The organism is Mammaliicoccus sp. J-M41, assembly GCF_022385935.1.
Classification (GTDB): Bacteria; Bacillota; Bacilli; order Staphylococcales; family Staphylococcaceae; genus Mammaliicoccus; species Mammaliicoccus sciuri_A.
Map to the genome: position 1 here is coordinate 21211 of NZ_JAJNIR010000003.1, position 20908 is coordinate 42118.

The 20908-nt window shown below is 32.5% G+C and carries 20 protein-coding genes; 19 read left to right on the forward strand and 1 reads right to left on the reverse strand.

What is annotated here, in order from left to right; genetic code table 11:
* The first annotated feature begins 114 nt into the window (after window positions 1–114).
* The 5 genes from LQ686_RS02040 to pheT all read left to right on the forward strand — a co-directional run bounded on the left by LQ686_RS02040 (window position 115) and on the right by pheT (window position 5493).
* A complete protein-coding gene (locus LQ686_RS02040; RefSeq protein ID WP_107596703.1) occupies window positions 115–657 on the forward strand; it encodes a YceD family protein in 543 nt (180 codons plus the stop codon).
* Window positions 658–695: 38 nt separating this feature from the next.
* The gene (gene rpmF / locus LQ686_RS02045) at window positions 696–869 is read left to right on the forward strand and encodes a 50S ribosomal protein L32 (protein WP_025904638.1); all 174 of its coding nucleotides are present in this window, start codon (window positions 696–698) and stop codon (window positions 867–869) included.
* 122 nt (window positions 870–991) lie between these two features.
* On the forward strand, window positions 992–1732 hold the full coding sequence (locus LQ686_RS02050; protein WP_107596702.1) for a TrmH family RNA methyltransferase: 741 nt from the start codon (window positions 992–994) through the stop codon (window positions 1730–1732).
* A 297-nt stretch (window positions 1733–2029) separates the two neighbouring features.
* Window positions 2030–3088: a phenylalanine--tRNA ligase subunit alpha gene (gene pheS / locus LQ686_RS02055; RefSeq protein ID WP_025904636.1), complete on the forward strand. Its 1059-nt coding sequence runs from the start codon at window positions 2030–2032 to the stop codon at window positions 3086–3088.
* Window positions 3088–5493 (forward strand): phenylalanine--tRNA ligase subunit beta, encoded by a 2406-nt coding sequence (gene pheT / locus LQ686_RS02060; protein ID WP_107596701.1) that lies wholly within the window; start codon window positions 3088–3090, stop codon window positions 5491–5493. Before pheS ends, pheT begins: the two co-directional genes overlap by 1 nt.
* Before the next feature lie 172 nt (window positions 5494–5665).
* Here pheT and rnhC read toward each other — a convergent pair whose 3' ends face one another.
* On the reverse strand, window positions 5666–6592 hold the full coding sequence (gene rnhC, locus LQ686_RS02065) for a ribonuclease HIII (RefSeq protein ID WP_107596700.1): 927 nt from the start codon (window positions 6590–6592) through the stop codon (window positions 5666–5668).
* 177 nt (window positions 6593–6769) lie between these two features.
* Between rnhC and zapA the strand changes: the two genes are divergently transcribed.
* The 14 genes from zapA to LQ686_RS02135 all read left to right on the forward strand — a co-directional run bounded on the left by zapA (window position 6770) and on the right by LQ686_RS02135 (window position 20824).
* Complete coding sequence (zapA, locus tag LQ686_RS02070; protein WP_107596699.1) at window positions 6770–7042, forward strand: cell division protein ZapA; 273 nt, start codon at window positions 6770–6772, stop codon at window positions 7040–7042.
* Entirely contained in the window at window positions 7039–7566 is a 528-nt protein-coding gene (locus LQ686_RS02075; RefSeq protein WP_239733119.1) for a CvpA family protein, read from the forward strand. The genes zapA and LQ686_RS02075 overlap by 4 nt, the downstream gene beginning before the upstream one ends.
* 61 nt (window positions 7567–7627) lie before the next feature.
* A complete protein-coding gene (gene polX / locus LQ686_RS02080) occupies window positions 7628–9331 on the forward strand; it encodes a DNA polymerase/3'-5' exonuclease PolX (RefSeq protein WP_107596698.1) in 1704 nt (567 codons plus the stop codon).
* A gap of 26 nt (window positions 9332–9357) precedes the next feature.
* Window positions 9358–11706 (forward strand): endonuclease MutS2, encoded by a 2349-nt coding sequence (locus LQ686_RS02085; protein WP_119475373.1) that lies wholly within the window; start codon window positions 9358–9360, stop codon window positions 11704–11706.
* A 120-nt stretch (window positions 11707–11826) separates the two neighbouring features.
* Window positions 11827–12573: an enoyl-CoA hydratase/isomerase family protein gene (locus LQ686_RS02090; protein ID WP_107596696.1), complete on the forward strand. Its 747-nt coding sequence runs from the start codon at window positions 11827–11829 to the stop codon at window positions 12571–12573.
* 111 nt (window positions 12574–12684) lie between these two features.
* On the forward strand, window positions 12685–12999 hold the full coding sequence (gene trxA, locus LQ686_RS02095; protein WP_025904628.1) for a thioredoxin: 315 nt from the start codon (window positions 12685–12687) through the stop codon (window positions 12997–12999).
* 150 nt (window positions 13000–13149) lie between these two features.
* Window positions 13150–14931, forward strand: a complete 1782-nt coding sequence (gene uvrC / locus LQ686_RS02100; RefSeq protein ID WP_107596695.1) for an excinuclease ABC subunit UvrC — start codon at window positions 13150–13152, stop codon at window positions 14929–14931.
* A gap of 195 nt (window positions 14932–15126) precedes the next feature.
* Complete coding sequence (locus tag LQ686_RS02105; RefSeq protein ID WP_025904626.1) at window positions 15127–15738, forward strand: succinate dehydrogenase cytochrome b558 subunit; 612 nt, start codon at window positions 15127–15129, stop codon at window positions 15736–15738.
* A 32-nt stretch (window positions 15739–15770) separates the two neighbouring features.
* Window positions 15771–17534, forward strand: coding sequence for a succinate dehydrogenase flavoprotein subunit (gene sdhA, locus LQ686_RS02110; protein WP_107596694.1), 1764 nt, complete (start codon window positions 15771–15773; stop codon window positions 17532–17534).
* Between the two features lie 2 nt (window positions 17535–17536).
* Complete coding sequence (gene sdhB, locus LQ686_RS02115; protein ID WP_037587502.1) at window positions 17537–18346, forward strand: succinate dehydrogenase iron-sulfur subunit; 810 nt, start codon at window positions 17537–17539, stop codon at window positions 18344–18346.
* A gap of 149 nt (window positions 18347–18495) precedes the next feature.
* Window positions 18496–18930, forward strand: a complete 435-nt coding sequence (locus LQ686_RS02120; protein ID WP_025904623.1) for a MarR family winged helix-turn-helix transcriptional regulator — start codon at window positions 18496–18498, stop codon at window positions 18928–18930.
* Window positions 18927–19724: a glutamate racemase gene (gene racE, locus LQ686_RS02125; RefSeq protein ID WP_107596693.1), complete on the forward strand. Its 798-nt coding sequence runs from the start codon at window positions 18927–18929 to the stop codon at window positions 19722–19724. The genes LQ686_RS02120 and racE overlap by 4 nt, the downstream gene beginning before the upstream one ends.
* A gap of 12 nt (window positions 19725–19736) precedes the next feature.
* Window positions 19737–20321, forward strand: coding sequence for an XTP/dITP diphosphatase (locus LQ686_RS02130; RefSeq protein ID WP_107596692.1), 585 nt, complete (start codon window positions 19737–19739; stop codon window positions 20319–20321).
* Complete coding sequence (locus LQ686_RS02135; RefSeq protein ID WP_037587506.1) at window positions 20318–20824, forward strand: metallophosphoesterase family protein; 507 nt, start codon at window positions 20318–20320, stop codon at window positions 20822–20824. The genes LQ686_RS02130 and LQ686_RS02135 overlap by 4 nt, the downstream gene beginning before the upstream one ends.
* Window positions 20825–20908 lie beyond the last annotated feature (84 nt).

Sequence of the window (20908 nt, forward strand, 5' to 3'; positions counted from 1 at the left end):
CCCATTTCACTTCATCATAAGTATTGTATCAGATAATGAATGTTAAGAAAAAATCTTGACAAACATTGTCGTTAAGGTTACAATAATTTTTGTGTTTGTAAGAGGTGAACCCAGATGAAGTGGTCAATAACACAACTTAAAAAATACCAAAACGAACCATTTACTTTTGATAAAGAAATCGATATGAAATACCTTATTGATAGGGTAGATGAACTTATCGATATATCTCCAATAAAAGTAACAGGAGACGTTCAAGTGCGAATGCATGAGATAATTGTCAATCTTGACATTAATGGTGTATTGACGTTACCATGTGCCCGTACTTTAAAGCCAGTAGAGCTACCATTTGATACTACATCAGTAGAAATATTTGAGCTAGATGAATTTAGTGAAAGTAATAATAATGATGACGAATTGAGACATAAACTCGAAGGCGGCATGATTAATTTATTACCAATCATTGAAGAACTTGTTATTTTAGAGAAACCGTTACAAGTATTCTCTGAAGGTAGCGAAGATATTTCAATGGCAGGCGATGGTTGGGAAGTTATTGGCGAAGATCAAATTGAGTCAACCGAAGATTCAGAACAAGAAACTGAAAAGAAAGTTGATCCAAGACTTCAAAAATTACAACAATTCTTCGATGACGAAAAATAATCGGAAAAGTGTTTATAAAATTTAAGGAGGAATAAGACATGGCAGTTCCAGCTAGAAGAACTTCAAAAACAGCTAAAAGAAAACGTCGTACGCATTTCAAAATCTCAGTACCAGGTATGGTAGAATGTTCAAACTGTGGAGAAATGAAATTATCTCACCGTGTATGTAAAGCATGTGGATCATACAAAGGTAAAGAAGTCGTTTCTAAATAATAATTAATATTTAAACACCTAAACTAAGGTGCTTAAGACTGTCATCAATGTCTTTGACTTTGTTGGCAGTCTTTTTTCGTATATAATATTTTTATATCATAATGAGAAGATGAGGTGTTACTATGGAAGAAATTACTTCAGTTCAAAATAATAAAATTAAACAAATGAATAAATTAAAAAAGAAAAAAGAACGAGTTAAACAAGGGCAATTTCTTATTGAAGGTTTTCATTTAATTGAAGAAGCTTATCATAGTCAACTGAATATCGTTACATTATTAGCAGTAGATTATGCAAGAGTTGATGAGAAAATTGTTGAATATGCAAAGGAAGCATATGTCATTAATTTTAAAGTGGCAGAATCATTATCTGACACAACGACACCTCAAGGTATATTTGCGGTTGTCGAAATGCCTACATACGAAACGAGTAATTTTAAACAAGTCCTTGTATTAGATAGAGTACAAGATCCAGGTAATATGGGCGCGTTGATTCGTAACGCTGACGCTGCAGGTATGGACGCTGTTATTTATTCAAAAGGTAGTGCAGACCCGTATCAAGATAAAGTATTACGTGCTTCACAAGGTAGTGTCTTTCATTTACCAGTTGTTGAGCAAGATATATTTGAATTTATGGAACAATTTGATGGCGAAACTTACGGAACAAGTCTTCAAAATGCAGTTGAATATCGAGAAGTCAAAAGTCATACAAACTTTGCGTTAATCATGGGGAATGAAGGTGCTGGCGTTGATTCAGAGATACTTGAACAAACGACTAAGAATCTTCATATACCGCTATATGGCAAAGCTGAAAGTTTAAATGTAGCTGTATCTTGTGGTATCTTGCTTTATCATTTGAAAGGTTGACCAATTATATAATATTTAATATAATGATTTCATAATCAATATGAGCTTACAAAAGGACGTAAATTAATGTTTACACATGACAAGGGAATGGATTCGAGACTGAAAAATCCTATGTTGTAACTTAATTTTTTTCATCTTTTTAGCTACTTAAAGAAATTTAAGTCGGAATGTAGATCCGTTATCAACATATAAGTGTATGCATAACTATGTATAAATTTGGGTGGTACCACGGAAGACTTCGTCCCTCTATATTTGAGGAGGCGGAGTCTTTTTTTCGACCAAAATAGGAGGATATATATGTCATTACGAGAAAAGTTATCTGAATTAAGACAAGATGCGCTTGTAAGAATTAATGAAGCAAAAGCAGAAAGATCATTACAAGACGTGAAAGTAAATTATTTAGGTAAAAAAGGCGTTATTACAGGCCTTATGAAAGAAATGAAAGAATTACCTAAAGAAGAAAGACCAGAATTTGGTCAACTTGTGAACGAAGTACGTAAAGCTGTTGAGAAAGAAATCGAAGCTAAACAAGTACTTTTAGAAGAGGAAGCATTAAACCAACAATTAGAGAATGAAACAATCGATGTAACGTTGCCTGGTAGAAAAGTAAGTTTAGGTGCGAAACATCCACTAACTAAAATCAATGAAGATTTAGAAGATTTATTTATTGGTTTAGGTTATGAAATCGTTGAAGGTTATGAAGTAGAATCTGACTATTATAACTTTGAAGCACTTAATTTACCAAAGTCTCATCCAGCACGTGATATGCAAGATACTTTTTATATTTCAGAAGAAATCTTAATGCGTACACATACATCTCCTGTACAAGCGAGAACTTTAGAAAAACGTAATGGTGTTGGACCAGTTAAAATCATCTGTCCAGGTAAAGTTTACCGTAGAGACTCTGATGATGCGACACACAGTCATCAATTCACACAAATTGAAGGTTTAGTCGTAGCTGAAAATATCAAGATGAGTGACTTAAAAGGAACATTAGAATTATTAGCACGTAAATTATTTGGTAAAGATCGTGAAATTAGACTAAGACCAAGTTTCTTCCCATTCACTGAACCGTCAGTTGAAGTAGATGTGTCATGTTTCAAATGTAAAGGTAAAGGATGTAACGTTTGTAAACAAACAGGTTGGATAGAAGTTCTTGGTTCAGGAATGGTACATCCAAATGTATTAGAAATGGCAGGCTTTGATTCAAATAAATATTCTGGATTTGCTTTTGGTTTAGGACCAGACAGAATGGCAATGTTGAAATATGGAATTGAAGATATTAGACATTTCTATACAAATGACGTGAGATTTTTAGAACAATTTAAGCCTGTAGAAGATGGTGGTGAAGCATAATGTTAGTAAGTAAAGAGTGGTTAAGTGAATATATAAATATAGATGCTAATACTGAAGATTTAGCTGAGAAAATTACAAGAAGCGGTATTGAAGTTGATAGTGTTACACATTATGGAGACGATATTAAAAAATTAGTCGTTGGACATGTGGTTTCTAAAGAGAAACATCCAGAAGCAGATAAACTGAATATTTGTATAGTGGATGTTGGTGAAGAAGAACCCGTACAAATCGTTTGTGGTGCACCAAATGTAGATAAAGATCAATATGTCATCGTTGTAAGAGTAGGTGGTCGTTTACCTGGTGGCGTTAAAATTAAAAGAGCTAAATTACGCGGTGAAGTATCAGAAGGTATGATTTGTTCATTACAAGAAATAGGTATTGATCCAAATGTTATGCCTAAAAAATATGCAGATGGCATTTACGTCTTCTCAAACGAACCAACGCCTGGTAGTGATGCTCTAGAAGCATTATTATTAAATGACGATGTATTAGACTTTGATTTGACACCAAATAGAGCAGACTGTTTAAGTATGCTTGGTGCTGCACATGAAGTGAGTGCATTATATGGCAATGACATACAATACCCAAATACTTCTTTAGATGAATCTGAAGAGAAAGCTAGTCAATCATTATCAGTGACTGTTCAAGATCAAGAAGGTGTTCCATTCTATGCAGCTAGAGTTGTTAAAAATGTAACAATTGCACCATCTCCATCATGGATGCAGTCTAGATTAATGAAAGCTGGCATCCGTCCAATTAACAACGTGGTAGATGTTTCGAATTACGTACTTTTAGAGTATGGTCAACCGTTACACATGTTTGATCAAGATCAAATTGGGTCAGATCAAATTGTTGCACGTTATGCACATGAAAATGAAAAAATCACAACATTAGATAATGTTGAAAGAGAACTACTAACTTCAGACCTTGTTATAACAAATGGTGAAGAACCAATTGCAATCGCTGGTGTAATGGGTGGCGATTTCTCAGAAGTTACAGAAAACACTCAAAATGTCGTAATCGAAAGTGCATTATTTAATGCTACAAATGTTAGACAAACATCAAGACGATTAGGCTTAAGAAGTGAAGCTTCAAGCAGATTCGAAAAAGGTATTGCGAGTGAAAGAGTACTCGACGCTTTAGATAGAGCAGCAAAATTATTACAAGATATTGCTGGTGGAACTGTGTTAAGTGAAGTTGTATCAGACGGTAATTTACCAGAATTGTCTCGTACGATAGACATTACGACACAAGATGTTAATCAATTAATCGGTTTCGACCTTTCTACAGATGAAATTAATACAATATTTAATCGTTTAGGATTTGAAACGATTGTATCTGACGATGCCTTTAAAGTAGAAGTGCCATCAAGAAGAAATGATATTTCGATTAAAGCAGACTTAATCGAAGAGGTTGCGCGTATTTACGGATATGATCAATTACCTTCGACATTGCCAAACTTTGATAATGCAACTGCTGGCTATTTAACAGATAACCAATTGAAGACACGAAAAGTTAAAGAAATTCTTGAAGGTGCTGGTTTAGATCAAGCTATTACGTATTCATTAGTTCGTAAAGATGTTGCTCAAAACTATACTTTAGAACAACAAGAAGTTGTAGAACTTATGATGCCTATGAGTGAAGATCAAGCTGTATTACGTCAAAGTTTATTACCTAGATTAGTTGACGCTACACGTTATAATGTTGCGCGTAAGAATAAAAACGTTGCTTTATATGAACTTGGTAAAGTGTTCTATAGTAACGGAAAAGATCAATTACCAACAGAAGTTGAATTTTTAAGTGGTATTTTAACAGGACAATATACAAGTAATAAATGGCAACAAAAAGATGAACCTGTTGATTTCTTCTTAGTAAAAGGAATTGTAGAACGTCTTGCAGAACAATTAAACTTAACGTTCACTTATGAAGCGACGACATTAGACTTATTACATCCAGGTAGAACAGCATACGTTAAATTGAATGATGAAGTTGTTGGTTTAATAGCAGAGCTACATCCTAAAGTTGAAAAAGAAAATGACTTAGACCGCACTTATGTGTTTGAGTTAAACTTCACAAAAATCTTAGGACAACCTGTTGGCAAAATTGAATACGAAGCGATTCCAAAATTCCCAGGAGTTTCAAGAGATATTGCACTAGTTGTTAACACAGAAGTTACGGCAGCTACACTTATTCATACAATTAATGAAAATGGTGCAGATATATTAAATAACGCAGAAGTATTTGACGTTTACGAAGGCGAACATATGGAACCAGGCAAGAAATCGGTCGCAATTCGCTTAGATTATTTAGACGTTAATGAAACATTGACAGAAGATAAAGTTTCAGCAGTACACGAGCAAATCTTAACAGCATTAGAACAAAATGGTGCGACATTAAGAGCATAAGATATACAAATAAACACAGCAATCTGAAGGATCATATCAGATTGCTGTGTTTTTATATTATTTTTTTCGCTTGTTTGTTGAATTTGTCAGTTGTTTACCGATAAACCAAATTAAATAGCAAATAATGATTAGAGCAAGTATGACTTGCCAACTGAATGTAATAAGTAACATATTAATTTCTCCTTTTTCGATTAATAAGGTCTAATACTTTATCTCTATTTTTAAAATGTGTTTTCGTAATTTTATCTAACTGTTGCATGTCATATTTTTGGACGATTTTTGCTGCTTCTAGATCTACTTTATTACTTGCGCCTTTAGGAATAATGACATTTAAAGATTTTGCTAATTGATCCATGTGTTTAACAAATGCATATCTTGCGATAATACTTGCTGCAGCAATTGCGATAGATTTTGATTCACCTTTTGTTTCAAAGTGTGTAATGTCTTTACGTGGCATTTGACCAATAATGTATCGTTCATAAGTGCTTGCTTGTACAAACTGGTCAATCACAATTTGTTCTAATTCTTGTTCGTCGATTCGTGAGATGACATTTTTAATAGCTTGATTGTGAAGAACTGCTTTCATTTTAACTTGACTCCAACCTTCTGCTTGCTTTGTATTGTAATTGGGATTATCAAGTACAATTAGAGAATGAGGGCATATTTGTATAATTTGTTCAGCTAGTTCTACAATTTTTGGATCAGTTAAAGACTTGGAGTCCATCACACCGATTTCTTTTAATATTTTAGCGTTTTGTTTAGATACATATGCTGCACATACTGTGAGTGGGCCAAAATAATCGCCACTGCCTGCTTCATCACTACCAATTGTATTATGTATATCAAATTCATGTTTTTTTGGAGCTGGTGTTGCTTTAGATGGTGATGACGTTATGTTTTGTTTAAGTACTTCACTTGCTACTTGTTCTGCATCTTTACCTTGAAACATTATTTTTTTTGAACGGTATATTTGGACTTGTGTACTTTTTATTTTCTTGCGGGCTAAAGTGCCAGTTGGTAAGTTCTTTGTTTCCATATTATATTGTTTTATAAGTTGATCGATTGTATTGGAGTCAATTGTTTTTACGATGTTTGCCACTTTTAAGTCCTGCCTTTTTAATTTTTTCTATAAATAGAGTAGCATAAATTTATGATATAAACGAATTTTCTCAAATCAAGTTGGTGGATATTCATACACAAATGAACTTATGTCATGTATAATATAGTATGATTACATATATAGAAATCCATTTATAATTTGAACAGGGGTAGTATAATGAGTGAAAATAAAAATAGAGTGACAGTGGTTATAAATGATCAACATTATACAATTATTGGTGAAGACGATCCATCACATATTCGATATGTAGCTGGTAGAGTGGATGAAAAGTTGCAAGCGCTCGGGCAATTAAATGCAGGCTTGGATACAACGCGTAAATCTGTTCTTACAGCTGTTAATGTTATGCATGAATATGTTAAATTAGAAGAAGAAAATGAAAACTTAAGAGAAGAAATCAAACAATTAAAAAATAAAGGACATTTAGAATGATAACATTACTTATATTTTTATGTTTAATTATAGGTGTCATCATTGGATATAGACGTAGTTTAGTATTACAATCATTACATTCTATCGGCACGATTAGTTCATTGGTGATTGCCAGCATTTGTTACGCACCATTTAGCAAGCAATTGCATTTAATATTACCTTATCCGAGTGCGTCTACAGAAGGTAAGAATGCAATATTTAACAGTATTAATAATGAGAATGCATTTTATAATATTATGGCGATTCTCATTTTATTTGTTTTTACTAAAATAATTTTACAAATTGTAGCAACAGTATTTGATTTTTATCATCAAATGGAATTTGACGGTAAATATGCAAGGTATTATGGTATCGTACTTGGATTTATAGAAGCATATTTAGTTGTAATTATCATACTAGCAGCAGTTGCGGTAATCCCCGTAGCACCTTTTATAGATGCATTACAACAATCTTCTATTGGAAATGCAGTATTAACAAAGACACCATTCTTATCTGATCAATTAGTAAAATGGCTTTCAAATTAAATGAATTCATATTGAAAAAAGTCATGGGAGAACCTATGACTTTTTTTACGGAGGAATAGACATGTTAACAAAAAAAGATATCGTAAAAATGTTAGAAACAATTGCAATATACATGGAAATTAAAGGTGAGAATCCATTTAAAGTATCAGCATACAGAAAAGCAAGTCAATCATTGGAAACAGATGAAAGAACGTTAAACGAAATTGAAGATGTGACATCATTAAAAGGCATTGGTAAAGGTGTAGGCGATGTCATAAATGAATATATAGATAATGGGACACAAAGTTATTTAGATGAGTTAAAACAAGAAATTCCAGAAGGACTTATTCCATTATTAAAAATACCTGGATTAGGTAGTAAAAAAATTGCGAAATTATATAAAGAATTAGATATAAAAAATAAAGAAGATTTAATCAAAGCGTGTGAAAATAATCAAGTGTCCGAATTACCAGGTTTTGCGAAAAAGACTGAACAAAAACTTCTTGAAGAAGCGAAAGTGTTAGGGCAACGACCTGAAAAATATCCAATCAATACTATGATTAAAACACATGAAGTTATTAATCAATTTTTAGATAATATTGAAGACATTATTCAATATCAAGTTGCAGGTAGTTTCAGAAGAATGAAAGAAATGAGCAAAGACTTAGATTATATTATTTCGACTGAAGAACCTACAAAAGTACAACAAGCACTACTTGATTTTCCAGATATTAAAGAACAAATTGCTGTTGGACAAACGAAAGTTTCTCTAGATTTACAAATTGAAGATGATGTTATTGGTGTTGATTTTAGACTGATTCAACCAGAAGCTTTCTATCATACATTGCAACATTTTACAGGTTCTAAAGACCATAATATAAAAATTAGACAACTTGCTAAACAAAAAAATGAAAAAGTAAGTGAGTATGGTATAGAAGAAGCAAATGGTAATATCATTACTTATCAAAGTGAAAAGGAAATTTATGATCATTTTAACGTGCCATATATACCACCAACAATGCGTGAGGATGGTACAGAATTTGATAAAGATATTCAAGATATCATACAGTTAGAAGATATTAATGGTGATATTCATATGCATACAACTTATAGTGATGGTGCATTTAAACTTGAAGAAATGATTGAAGCGGCAATTGAACGTCAATATCAATTTATTTGTATTACAGACCATTCTAGAAGTTTAGCAGTAGCAAATGGATTATCTATTGAACGTTTATTGGAACAAAACGAAAAAATTAAAAAACTAAATGAATCATATAAAGAAATTGATATTTATAGTGGTACAGAAATGGATATTAAACCAGATGGTAGTTTAGATTATCCAGATGACGTATTGAAAGAATTAGATTATGTGATTGCAGCAATCCACCAAAGTTTCAATCAATCTGAAGAGGAGATTATGAATAGACTTAGAACTGCATGTGAAAATCAATATGTCAGACATATAGCACATCCGACAGGTAGAATTATTGGCAGAAGAGAAGGATATCGTCCTAATATTGATGAACTTATTAAAATGGCAAGAGATACTAATACAGTATTAGAACTGAATGCTAATCCACAACGATTAGATTTAAACGCTGACGTATTAAAAAATAATCCTGACCTAATGATTACAATTAATACGGATGCCCATCATATTGATCATTTTGATTTCATGAAATATGGTGTTGGAACGGCTCAAAAAGGTTGGGTTAAAAAATCACAAGTTATTAATGCTAAATCACGTGAGGCATTTAAAAAATGGATCCAATCAACAAAATAAAGTATTAAAAGAAGAGGGAAGATAATATGAATGAGAAAACATTAAAAGTTCTTGAATATCCCTTAATTATTCAACAATTGTCTACTCATGCGACAAGTGATATTGCTGAACGCCTTATTAACGAACTTAAACCAAGTGATGAACTTGAAACAGTTCAGCAAAGTATAAATGAAACAGACGAAATGACTCAAATTTATAATAAACATAGAGTACCTGGTTATTCAGGCCTAAAAGATATTAAGTCTTATGTAAGACGTGCAGAAATTGGCAGTTTGTTAAACGTTGAAGAATTAAACCAAATTAAACGTAATATTCAAGTTCAAAATAGATTCAAAACATTTTACGCTAGTATCGTTGATGAAGATGAAGCAATCCTTTATCCAAATATCGATGGTTATGTAGCGCAATTGCCAGTATTAAGTGACTTGCTGAATCAAATAAGTGAACAGTGTGATGAGCACGATTTGTTTGATACAGCAAGTCCGAAATTAGCTGAATTGAGACATCAAATTAAAAAAACGAACGATCGCATTAAATCAAGATTAGAGCAAATGGTTAGATCTTCAGCTAATCAGAAGAAATTATCGGATTCAATTGTTACGGTTAGAAATGATAGACATGTACTTCCGGTTAAAGCAGAATATCGTCAAGATTTTAATGGTATCGTGCATGATCAATCTGCATCTGGCCAAACATTATATATTGAACCAAGTGCAATTGTTGAAATGCATAATCAAATTGCTCAAGTTAAAGCTAAAGAAAAAGAAGAAAAAGATAGATTGTTATATATACTGACAGAACAAGTAAGCGAAGTAGGCTATGAATTACTTTCAAGTACAGAAGTTATGGGGCATTTAGACTTTGTGACAGCAAAAGCTAAATTTGGTGCAACTATTAAAGCTACTAAACCAATCATATCTGAAGATAGAGCAATATATTTACCTAAAGCAAGACATCCATTAATTAATCAATCAGAAGTTGTTAGCAATACGATTGAATTTAAAGAAGACATTAATGCTGTTATTATTACAGGTCCTAATACTGGTGGTAAGACCGTTACCTTAAAAACAGTTGGTTTAATCACGTTAATGGCACAATCTGGTTTGTTAATTCCGACATTAGATGGCGCAATTATAACAATATTTAAGAAAGTATTTTGTGACATTGGTGACGAACAATCTATTGAACAATCGTTATCGACTTTTTCATCACATATGAAAAATATCGTCAACATTATTGATCAAGCGGATAAAGACTCATTAATTTTATTTGATGAATTAGGAGCAGGAACTGATCCGAGTGAAGGTGCAGCATTAGCAATGAGTATTTTAGATTATACGATTGAAAGAGATGCTTTAATCATGGCAACAACACATTATCCTGAACTTAAAGCATATAGCTATAATCGAGAGAAAGTGATGAATGCAAGTGTTGAATTTGACGTTGAAACATTAAGACCAACTTATAAATTATTAATGGGTATACCAGGACGCTCAAACGCATTTGAAATCTCTAAAAAATTAGGGCTAAAAAATGAACTCATCAATCATGCAAAATCACTGATTGGTCAAGATGAAAAAGAAATCAATGTCATGATAGAATCACTTGAGAAAAATGCTAAATCTGTTGAAAATGATCGTATTGAAGTTGAAAAATTAAAACAAGAATCTATAGACTTGCATCAATCATTAACGCAAGAATTACAACGCTTTGAAAACTTCAAAACACAATTGATGGATGAAGCGAGAAATAAAGCCAATCAAGAAGTTAAACAGAAGACTGAAGAAGCGGAAACAATCCTTCAAGAACTAAGAGATATGAGAGATAATTCAGCTGCAAATGTAAAAGAGCATGAATTGATTGAGCGAAAGAAACGACTTGATAATCAATATACATCGCAATCTCTGAAACAAAATGTTAAAAAAGAACGTCACGATAAGATTGAAAAAGGTGATGACGTTAAAGTATTATCATACGGTCAAAAAGGTGAAGTTATCGATGTGATCAGCGATGAAGAAGTTGTTGTTCAGATGGGTATACTAAAAATGAAAATAGAAGTAAAAGATTTAGAAAAACTAGATAAAAAGAAACAACAACCAAGCAAAGTTGTTCCTAGAACGAATCGCTCTACAATAAAAATGGATTTAGATTTACGAGGTTACCGATATGAAGATGCTATGTTAGAATTAGACCAATATATCGATCAAGCAGTACTTTCTAATTACGGTACAGTGAACATTATTCATGGTAAAGGTACAGGTGCATTACAAAAAGGTGTAGCTGACCATCTTAAAAAACATCGTTCTGTAGAATCATATCGTACAGGTATGCCTTCAGAAGGTGGATTTGGTGTTACTGTTGTAACATTGAAATAAGGAGGAAACATATTGGATAATTTTGATATGTATAAACTAGCTAAAGTATTACTCGTTATTTCTGCTTTAACATTTATAGCAGGTATTGCATACTTAATATTTTTATAAGGAGGAATTTTCTTGATAAATACAAATGTCGAAAACCACGTTCTTTATATACAATTAAATCATGGTCCGGTAAATGCTTTAAATGAGGCAGTATTAAATAGCATTATTGAAGCAATTGAAACAGAAGGATTCAATGAAGATGTGAAAGTCATCGTTATAAAAGGTAATGAAAAATGTTTCTCTGCAGGTGCAGATATTAAATCATTCCCAGAACTAACTAAACATGAAAGATTAGATTTAGCTTCTACAAGTGCTAAATTATTTAGATTGATTAAGACATGTCATAAGCCAGTTATCAGTTCAATTCATGGTGTTTGTTTAGGCGGTGGCTTTGAACTTGCTTTAGCATGTGATATGAGATTAATCACGAAAGATACAAAAGTAGGATTACCTGAAATTAACTTAGGTATATTCCCGGGCTTTGGTGGTGTCAGACGATTATCCGCAATGTTAGGACAACATAAAGCTTTACAAGCTGCGTTAACTGGTGAGAATATCAATTTAGAAGAAGTGAAACATTTATTTAATGAAATAGTCGAAGATAAAGAAGCATTAGAACAAGCTACTGAAAAATTAGCTACTACAATCGCTTCTAAATCTTTAGACTCTATTAAAGTCATCAAGCAAATGTCTAATTTAGATTTATCATTAGAAAGTGATCAAATTGAAGAAAGACATTTTGTTGATATTATTGAAAGCGACAATGCAAAAGAAGGTATTGATGCATTTATAAACAAAAGAAAACCTGAATTTAAGTGATTGCTAATATAGTTCATATCAAGTACAATACACTTTGAGCAAACAACATGCATTGCAAAATAAAGCGTGCTATACTCTCATTATCATAAGTTAACAAGGAGGATTTTTCCAATGGCATTATTAAAAGCAACAGATGCAAATTTCGATGAACAAATCAAAGAAGGCGTTAGTTTAGTGGACTTCTGGGCACCATGGTGTGGACCTTGTAAAATGATCGCGCCAGTATTAGAAGATTTAGCTAAAGACGTTGAAGGTAAAGCTAACATCGTTAAATTAGACGTTGATGAAAACCAAGCAACAGCAGCTAAATACGAAGTTATGAGTATCCCAACTTTAATCGTATTTAAAGATGGCGAAGCTGTAGATAAAGTAGTAGGTTTCCAACCTAAAGAACAACTAGAACAAGTACTATCTAAACATTATTAATCGTTACAACCTATGATTAATCCAAACTGTCTACAAAGCATATGACTTTGTAGGCAGTTTTTGTGTGATGATAGATATTTATATAGAACATATGTTTTGGTCAATGTAAATTTTATTGATATAATGAATTTAAAAAGGTAGGTGATAAAGGTGGAAGACTACCAAAAGAAAATTAAGCAAAAACTTGAAGTTTTACCAACAGATCCTGGATGTTACATCATGAAAGATAGACAACAAACGGTTATATATGTTGGAAAAGCTAAACGATTAAGAAACAGAGTTCGTAGCTATTTCACAGGTGCACATGATGAAAAGACAACTCGACTCGTAGGGGAGATTAGAGATTTTGAATTTATCGTGACTTCAAGTGAAATAGAATCTTTATTACTTGAACTTAACTTAATTAAAAAACATCAACCACGTTATAATATATTATTAAAAGATGACAAAAGTTATCCATTTATAAAAATTACAAAAGAAAAACACCCTAGACTTATCGTGACGAGAACTGTAAAAAAAGATTCGGGTAAATACTTCGGACCATATCCTAATGCTTATGCCGCACATGAAACGAAAAAATTACTAGATAGAATTTATCCGTTAAGAAAATGTGTCACAATGCCAAATAAAGTATGCCTTTATTATCATATTGGCCAATGTTTAGGACCTTGCGTTTATCCAGTCGAACAAAGCGAGTATCAAACGATGGTTAAAGAAATTACTGATTTTCTAAATGGTGATGACAAAACAATCGTCAATGACTTAAACGAGAAGATGAATCAAGCGAGTGAAGCTTTGAAGTTTGAAGAAGCGAAAGAATACCGTGACTTAATACAACATATTGAAATGTTAAATTATAAACAGAATATGATGTCAGCAGATATGACAATGAGGGATATATTTGGTTATTCTGTTGATAAAGGGTGGATGTGTATTCAAGTATTCTTTATTAGACAAGGTAAATTAATTGAAAGACAAGCATCTATGATACCTATTATTCAAACTGCTGAAGAAGAATTCTATACATTTATTGGACAATTCTATTCTTTAAATCAACATTTAACGCCTAAGGAAATTCATATTCCGAAAAATTTAGACATTAAAACAGTTGAGTCAGTCGTTGATTCAAAAGTGGTTCAGCCTAAAAGAGGTCAGAAAAAAGAAATGGTGGATCTTGCGATAAAAAATGCGAGCATTTCACTTAAAAATAAATTTGAATTAATTGCGAAAGATGAATCTAGAACGATCAAAGCTATTGAGAACTTAGGAGAGGCTATGGGTATTCAAACACCGATTAGAATTGAAGCATTTGATAATTCTAATATTCAAGGTGTAGATCCAGTGTCTGTTATGATTGCTTTTGTGGATGGTAAGCCAAGTAAAAAGGACTATCGCAAATATAAAATTAAATCTGTAAAAGGTCCAGATGATTACAAGTCAATGCAAGAAGCGGTTCGAAGAAGATATACAAGAGTATTAAAAGAAGGACTACCAATTCCTGATTTAATTATTGTCGATGGTGGTAAAGGACATATGTCTTCAGTGAGAGATGTATTAGAAAATGAACTAGGACTTGATATACCAATTGCAGGTCTAAGTAAAAATGACAAACACCAAACTTCAGAATTATTGTACGGATCACAAGCAGAAATTATACCACTAAAGAAAAATTCTCAAGAATTTTATTTACTTCAACGCATTCAAGATGAAGTGCACCGATTTGCAATTAGTTTCCATAGATCAACACGACAAAAAACATCACTTAAGTCAGCTTTAGATGAAATAGAAGGTATTGGACCAAAACGTAAACAAACATTATTAAAACATTTTGGCTCAATTAAAAAAATGAGAGAATCGAATTTAGAGGATTTTGTTAAAATTGGTGTTCCGAAAAAGGTTGCTCAAAACTTAGTAGATAAGCTTAGTAAATAAATGGTAAAATTACAACAAAAAATCTATATATTTGGGTATGAGAATAATTCTCATGCCCAAATTCATACTTAATGATGTTACAATATACATGTAAATGCTCATCGAATTTTTTTTGGGATGTATGTAATCGTTTTCAGATTATTATATTCTTAATATAACGATAGAGCCATAGATTAAAGTTAGGGGGGACTTCTTTTGGCGTCAAGCGAAAAACAGTTTATTTTACGTCGTATTCATTCATTATTAGGTGTAATTCCTATAGGAATATTCTTAATTCAGCATTTGGTTATTAACCATTTTGCAACGATAAGTCCAGAAGCTTTTAATAAAGCATCAGATTTTATGTGGAATTTACCATTTAAAATTGTATTAGAAGTTGTAGTTATTTATATTCCTATACTATTCCACGCTATTTATGGATTATACATAGCGTTTACAGCTAAAGAAAACGTAGGAAGGCATTCACTATTTAGAAACTGGATGTTCTTATTACAACGTTTAACTGGTATCATATCATTTATTTTCATAGCTGTTCATGTTTACCAAACGCGTATTCAAGCTGCATTAGGTCATCACGTTGACTTTGATATGGTTTCAGATATTTTATCTAATCCAATTTCTGTAACGCTATATGTTATTGGTGTATTAAGTGTTATATTCCATTTCTCAAATGGTTTATGGTCATTCTTCATTACTTGGGGAATTACACAATCACCAAAATCACAACGTTTTATGACTTATGTAACTTTATTTGTATTTATCGTAATTAGTATTATTGGCTTAAGAGCTATTTTTGCATTCGTATAGGATTTATACTTTTTAGGGGAGTGACAATTTTTATGGCAAACAACAAAATCATTGTTGTCGGTGGTGGTTTAGCAGGACTAATGGCAACTATTAAAGCTGCTGAACAAGGTGCGCATGTTGATTTATTCTCATTAGTACCTGTTAAACGTTCACACTCTGTTTGTGCTCAAGGTGGTATTAACGGAGCTGTCAATACTAAAGGTGAAGGCGACTCTGTTGACATTCACTTTGATGACACAGTGTATGGTGGAGATTTCCTCGCTAACCAAACACCTGTAAAAAATATGACTGCAGCAGCACCAAGTATCATACATTTATTAGACAGAATGGGTGTAATGTTTAACCGTACACCAGAAGGACTTTTAGATTTCCGTCGATTTGGTGGTACTTTGCATCATAGAACTGCATATGCAGGTGCAACAACTGGACAACAATTACTATATGCATTAGACGAACAAGTTAGAAGTTATGAAGTTAAAGGTTTAGTTACAAAATATGAAGGTTGGGAATTTTTAGGTATTGTTAAAGATGAGGAAGATGCTGCACGTGGTATCATCGCCCAAAACTTAACAGACTCTAAAATCGAATCATTTGGATCAGATGCTGTAATTATGGCAACTGGTGGACCAGGTATCATATTTGGTAAATCTACTAACTCAATGATTAATACAGGTTCAGCAGCTTCTGTTGTTTATCAACAAGGTGCTAAATATGCAAATGGTGAGTTTATTCAAATTCATCCAACTGCAATTCCTGGTGATGATAAATTAAGATTAATGAGTGAATCAGCTCGTGGTGAAGGTGGACGTATTTGGACGTATAAAGACGGTAAACCTTGGTATTTCTTAGAAGAAAAATATCCTGATTACGGTAACTTAGTACCTCGTGATATTGCGACTCGTGAAATATTTGATGTTTGTGTGAACCAAAAACTTGGTATTAACGGTGAAAACATGGTATACCTTGATTTATCACACAAAGATGCACATGAGTTAGATGTTAAGCTTGGTGGTATAATAGAAATATATGAAAAATTCACTGGTGACGACCCTCGTAAAGTCCCAATGAAAATTTTCCCAGCAGTTCATTATTCAATGGGCGGTATCTGGGTAGACTTTGATCAAATGACAAATATTAAAGGTTTATTCGCTGCTGGTGAATGTGACTACTCACAACATGGTGGAAATAGATTAGGTGCAAACTCTTTATTATCTGCTATTTATGGTGGTATGGTTGCAGGACCAAATGCAGTTAAATATGCTAATAATATTGAAAAATCATATACAGAATTAGATGAAGAAATTTTCCAAAAACGTATAAATGAAGAACAAGAAAAATTCGATCATTTATTACAACTTAAAGGTACAGAAAATGCTTATAAGTTACACAAAGAATTAGGAGAAATTATGACAGCCAATGTTACAGTTGTTCGTCATAATGATAAACTTCTAGAAACAGATAAGAAAATTGTTGAGTTGATGGAAAGATATCAAAATATTGATATGGAAGATACATCTACTTGGAGTAACCAAGCTGTATTCTTTACGCGTCAATTATGGAATATGTTAGTGTTAGCAAGAGTTATTACGATTGGTGCATATAATCGTAACGAATCACGTGGTGCACATTACAAACCAGAATTCCCAGACCGTAATGATGAAGAGTGGTTAAAAACAACGATTGCTCAATTTAGAGGACCTAAAGAAGCACCAGAATTTTCATATGAAGAAGTGGATATTAGTCACATTAAACCTCGTAAACGTGATTACTCTAAGAAATCTAAAGGAGGTAAATAATTATGGCAGACACTCAAACAGTTGAAAACAATGCACAAGGTCAAAACCAAGAAAACAAAACGATTTCAATCATTATCAAACGTCAAGAAAATGATAAATCTCAACCTTATGAAGAAAAATTTGAGATTCCTTATAGACCAAATATGAACGTTATTGCAGCTTTAATGGAAATTCAAAGAAATCCGATTAAGTCAAATGGTGAAAAGACGACACCAGTAACTTGGGATATGAACTGTCTTGAAGAAGTTTGTGGTGCATGTTCTATGGTTATTAACGGTAAAGCGCGTCAATCATGTTCAGCTATTATTGATCAATTGGAACAACCAATTAAACTTGAACCAATGAAGACATTCCCAGTTATTCGTGATTTACAAGTTGACCGTTCTCGTATGTTCGATAACTTGAAAAAAGTTAAAGCTTGGGTACCAATTGATGGTACTTATGACTTAGGACCAGGACCTCGTATGCCTGAGAAAAAACGTCAAACAGCATATGAACTTTCTAAATGTATGACATGTGGTGTATGTTTAGAAGTTTGTCCGAACGTAAACGTGAATAATAATTTCATGGGAGCTCAAGCAATATCTCAAGTTCGTTTGTTCAACTTGCATCCAACTGGAAGCATGACTAAAGATGAACGTATTAAAGCACTTATGTCTGATGGTGGTATACAAGAGTGTGGTAGTTCTCAAAACTGTGTAAATGCTTGTCCAAAAGGTATTCCTTTAACAACATCAATCGCAGCAATGAACAGAGAGGCTACTTTCCAAATGTTTAAATCATTCTTCGGTTCAGATCACGAAGTAAACTAATAAAGATATGAGAGGCTGGGACATAATTTTATGTCTTGGCCTCTTATTTGTTTATTTATATAACATAAAGACCAATTCATTAACTGCAAATAAGCGTATGTGTTATTATTATTAATATAAGTTTGATGAGAAAAGAGGTACAAACAACTATGGAAGAAATTACAAAACAGATTGAATATTCGTTAAGACATATAGTAGAAAGAACGAAATTAAAATCAAGAGGTCAGTTAAAGGTTTATGATATAACACCGCCTCAATTTATTGCTTTACAATGGCTCAATGAGCATGATCAAATTACAATTGGTGAGTTATCTAAACGTTTATTTTTAGCATATTCTACAACAACAGATATAGTAGATAAACTTGAGAAAAAAGAACTCGTTCAAAGAATTCAATCTGAGAAAGATAAAAGAGTATTCCACGTCAAATTATTAGAAAAAGGCACGGCACTTATTGACGAAGTTGTTCAAGCGAGACAAATTTATACTGAAGATCTTCTATCTATTATGGAAGATGAAGATAAAATAAAGTTTAATGAAGCGTTAGAAATTATGTTGAAAAGAATGCGAAGTGAAGATGAATGAATAAACCAATTGGCGTAATCGACTCAGGAATTGGTGGTTTAACAGTTGCTAAAGAAATCATGCGACAATTGCCAAATGAGACGATATTTTATTTAGGTGATATAGGAAGGTGTCCTTATGGCCCGAGAACAAGAGAAGAAGTTAAATCATTTACCATTCAATTAGCTAACTTTTTAGTTGAAAAAGATATTAAAATGCTAGTCATCGCATGTAACACAGCTACTGCGGTTGCTTTGAAACCTTTACAAGAAATGTTATCAATACCCGTGATTGGAGTTATTGATCCAGGTTCAAGAACAGCAATTATGACAACTAAAAATAATCGTGTACTTGTTCTTGGTACTGAAGGGACAATTAAATCTGAAGCATATAGACGAAGTATCAAATCTATTAATCCTCAAGTAGAAGTTAAAGGCGTCGCTTGTCCAGGATTCGTTCCTTTAGTTGAACAAATGAGATATAAAGATCCGACGATTACGAGTATTGTTATCCATCAAACGCTTAAACAGTGGCGATATGATGACTCAGATACAGTAATTTTAGGATGTACACATTATCCACTACTATATGATGCGATTCATCAGTATTTTGATGATGGCAAGACAATTATATCTTCAGGTTTAGAAACAGCAAGAGAAGTAAGTGCATTATTGACTTTTAGTAATGAGCATTCATATTATACACCAAATCCGAAACATCAATTTTTTGCAAATGGTGATGTTGAACATATTACGAGAACGATAAAAGAGTGGCTACATATAGAAGATGCTCGTGTTGAACGAATAACATTGTAAGGAGAGATAAATATGAAAGATATTATTATTGCATCAAATAACCAAGGAAAGATAAATGACTTTAAAACCATTTTTCCAAAAGCAAATGTTATAGGTATTTCTGAAATTGCACCTGATTTTGATGTAGAAGAAACAGGTACAACATTTGAAGAAAATGCAATTTTGAAAGCAGAAGCGGCTTCAAAACAATTAAATAAAATCGTTATTGCTGATGATAGCGGATTATCTGTAAAAGCTTTAAATGGTGAACCAGGTATTTATTCAGCAAGATATGCAGGCGCACAAAAAAATGATCAAGATAATATAGAAAAATTATTAACAAACTTAAAGGGTATAGAAGATAGAGCAGCAGAATTTGTTTGTGCCATTGCTGTAAGTGAGCCTGGTAAAGAAACTGTTACATATGAAGGTAAAGCACCTGGTGAAATTATAGACGAACCACGAGGGGAAAATGGATTTGGCTATGACCCAATTTTCTTTGTACCATCACAAGACAGAACGATGGCAGAATTAACTGCTGCAGAAAAAAGTGCAATCAGTCACCGTGGTAATGCAATTAAATTAATGAATGAAGACATAGGGGAGCGATTCCAATGAAATGGGTAATTGTTAGCGATAATCATGGCGAACAAGGCATACTTCATGAAATATACGAAAAAAATAAAGACGCAGATTTATTTTTACATTTAGGTGATTCTGAATTCGACTATAACGATACAGAACTAAGTTTGTATCAAAGAGTTAAAGGAAATTGTGATTTCGATCCACAATTTCCAATAGAAGAACAAGGTGAAATAGAAGGTATTGGTTATTTCTATACACATGGTCATAGATATGATATTAAAGCATCTAGAGAAGTATTAAGTGCCCATGCTAAAAATAACCATGCTAAATTTGCATTTTATGGACATAGTCATATAGCTTTATGTGAGTCAATAGATGGCGTTTATTGTATCAATCCAGGAAGCATCTCTCAAACAAGAGGACAGTGGGAAGAAACATATGCCATCATCGAATTCGACGAAGCATTAAATAATGCAACTTTAACATATTTAAATAGAAATAATGAAGAAATAGAAAAATTATCATTAGCACTTTAAATATATATTTTGCAAAACAAAAATGGCAAATAGATTTTATTTATTGAGATATTCTTACGAATATCTCAATTTTATTAAAAATTT

Coding starts and splice junctions, on each gene's coding strand:
- LQ686_RS02040 (WP_107596703.1), top strand. CDS start 115: ATGAAGTGGTCAATAACACAACTTAAAAAATACCAAAACGAACCATTT.
- rpmF (WP_025904638.1), top strand. CDS start 696: ATGGCAGTTCCAGCTAGAAGAACTTCAAAAACAGCTAAAAGAAAACGT.
- LQ686_RS02050 (WP_107596702.1), top strand. CDS start 992: ATGGAAGAAATTACTTCAGTTCAAAATAATAAAATTAAACAAATGAAT.
- pheS (WP_025904636.1), top strand. CDS start 2,030: ATGTCATTACGAGAAAAGTTATCTGAATTAAGACAAGATGCGCTTGTA.
- pheT (WP_107596701.1), top strand. CDS start 3,088: ATGTTAGTAAGTAAAGAGTGGTTAAGTGAATATATAAATATAGATGCT.
- zapA (WP_107596699.1), top strand. CDS start 6,770: ATGAGTGAAAATAAAAATAGAGTGACAGTGGTTATAAATGATCAACAT.
- LQ686_RS02075 (WP_239733119.1), top strand. CDS start 7,039: ATGATAACATTACTTATATTTTTATGTTTAATTATAGGTGTCATCATT.
- polX (WP_107596698.1), top strand. CDS start 7,628: ATGTTAACAAAAAAAGATATCGTAAAAATGTTAGAAACAATTGCAATA.
- LQ686_RS02085 (WP_119475373.1), top strand. CDS start 9,358: ATGAATGAGAAAACATTAAAAGTTCTTGAATATCCCTTAATTATTCAA.
- trxA (WP_025904628.1), top strand. CDS start 12,685: ATGGCATTATTAAAAGCAACAGATGCAAATTTCGATGAACAAATCAAA.
- sdhA (WP_107596694.1), top strand. CDS start 15,771: ATGGCAAACAACAAAATCATTGTTGTCGGTGGTGGTTTAGCAGGACTA.
- sdhB (WP_037587502.1), top strand. CDS start 17,537: ATGGCAGACACTCAAACAGTTGAAAACAATGCACAAGGTCAAAACCAA.
- LQ686_RS02120 (WP_025904623.1), top strand. CDS start 18,496: ATGGAAGAAATTACAAAACAGATTGAATATTCGTTAAGACATATAGTA.
- racE (WP_107596693.1), top strand. CDS start 18,927: ATGAATAAACCAATTGGCGTAATCGACTCAGGAATTGGTGGTTTAACA.
- LQ686_RS02130 (WP_107596692.1), top strand. CDS start 19,737: ATGAAAGATATTATTATTGCATCAAATAACCAAGGAAAGATAAATGAC.
- LQ686_RS02135 (WP_037587506.1), top strand. CDS start 20,318: ATGAAATGGGTAATTGTTAGCGATAATCATGGCGAACAAGGCATACTT.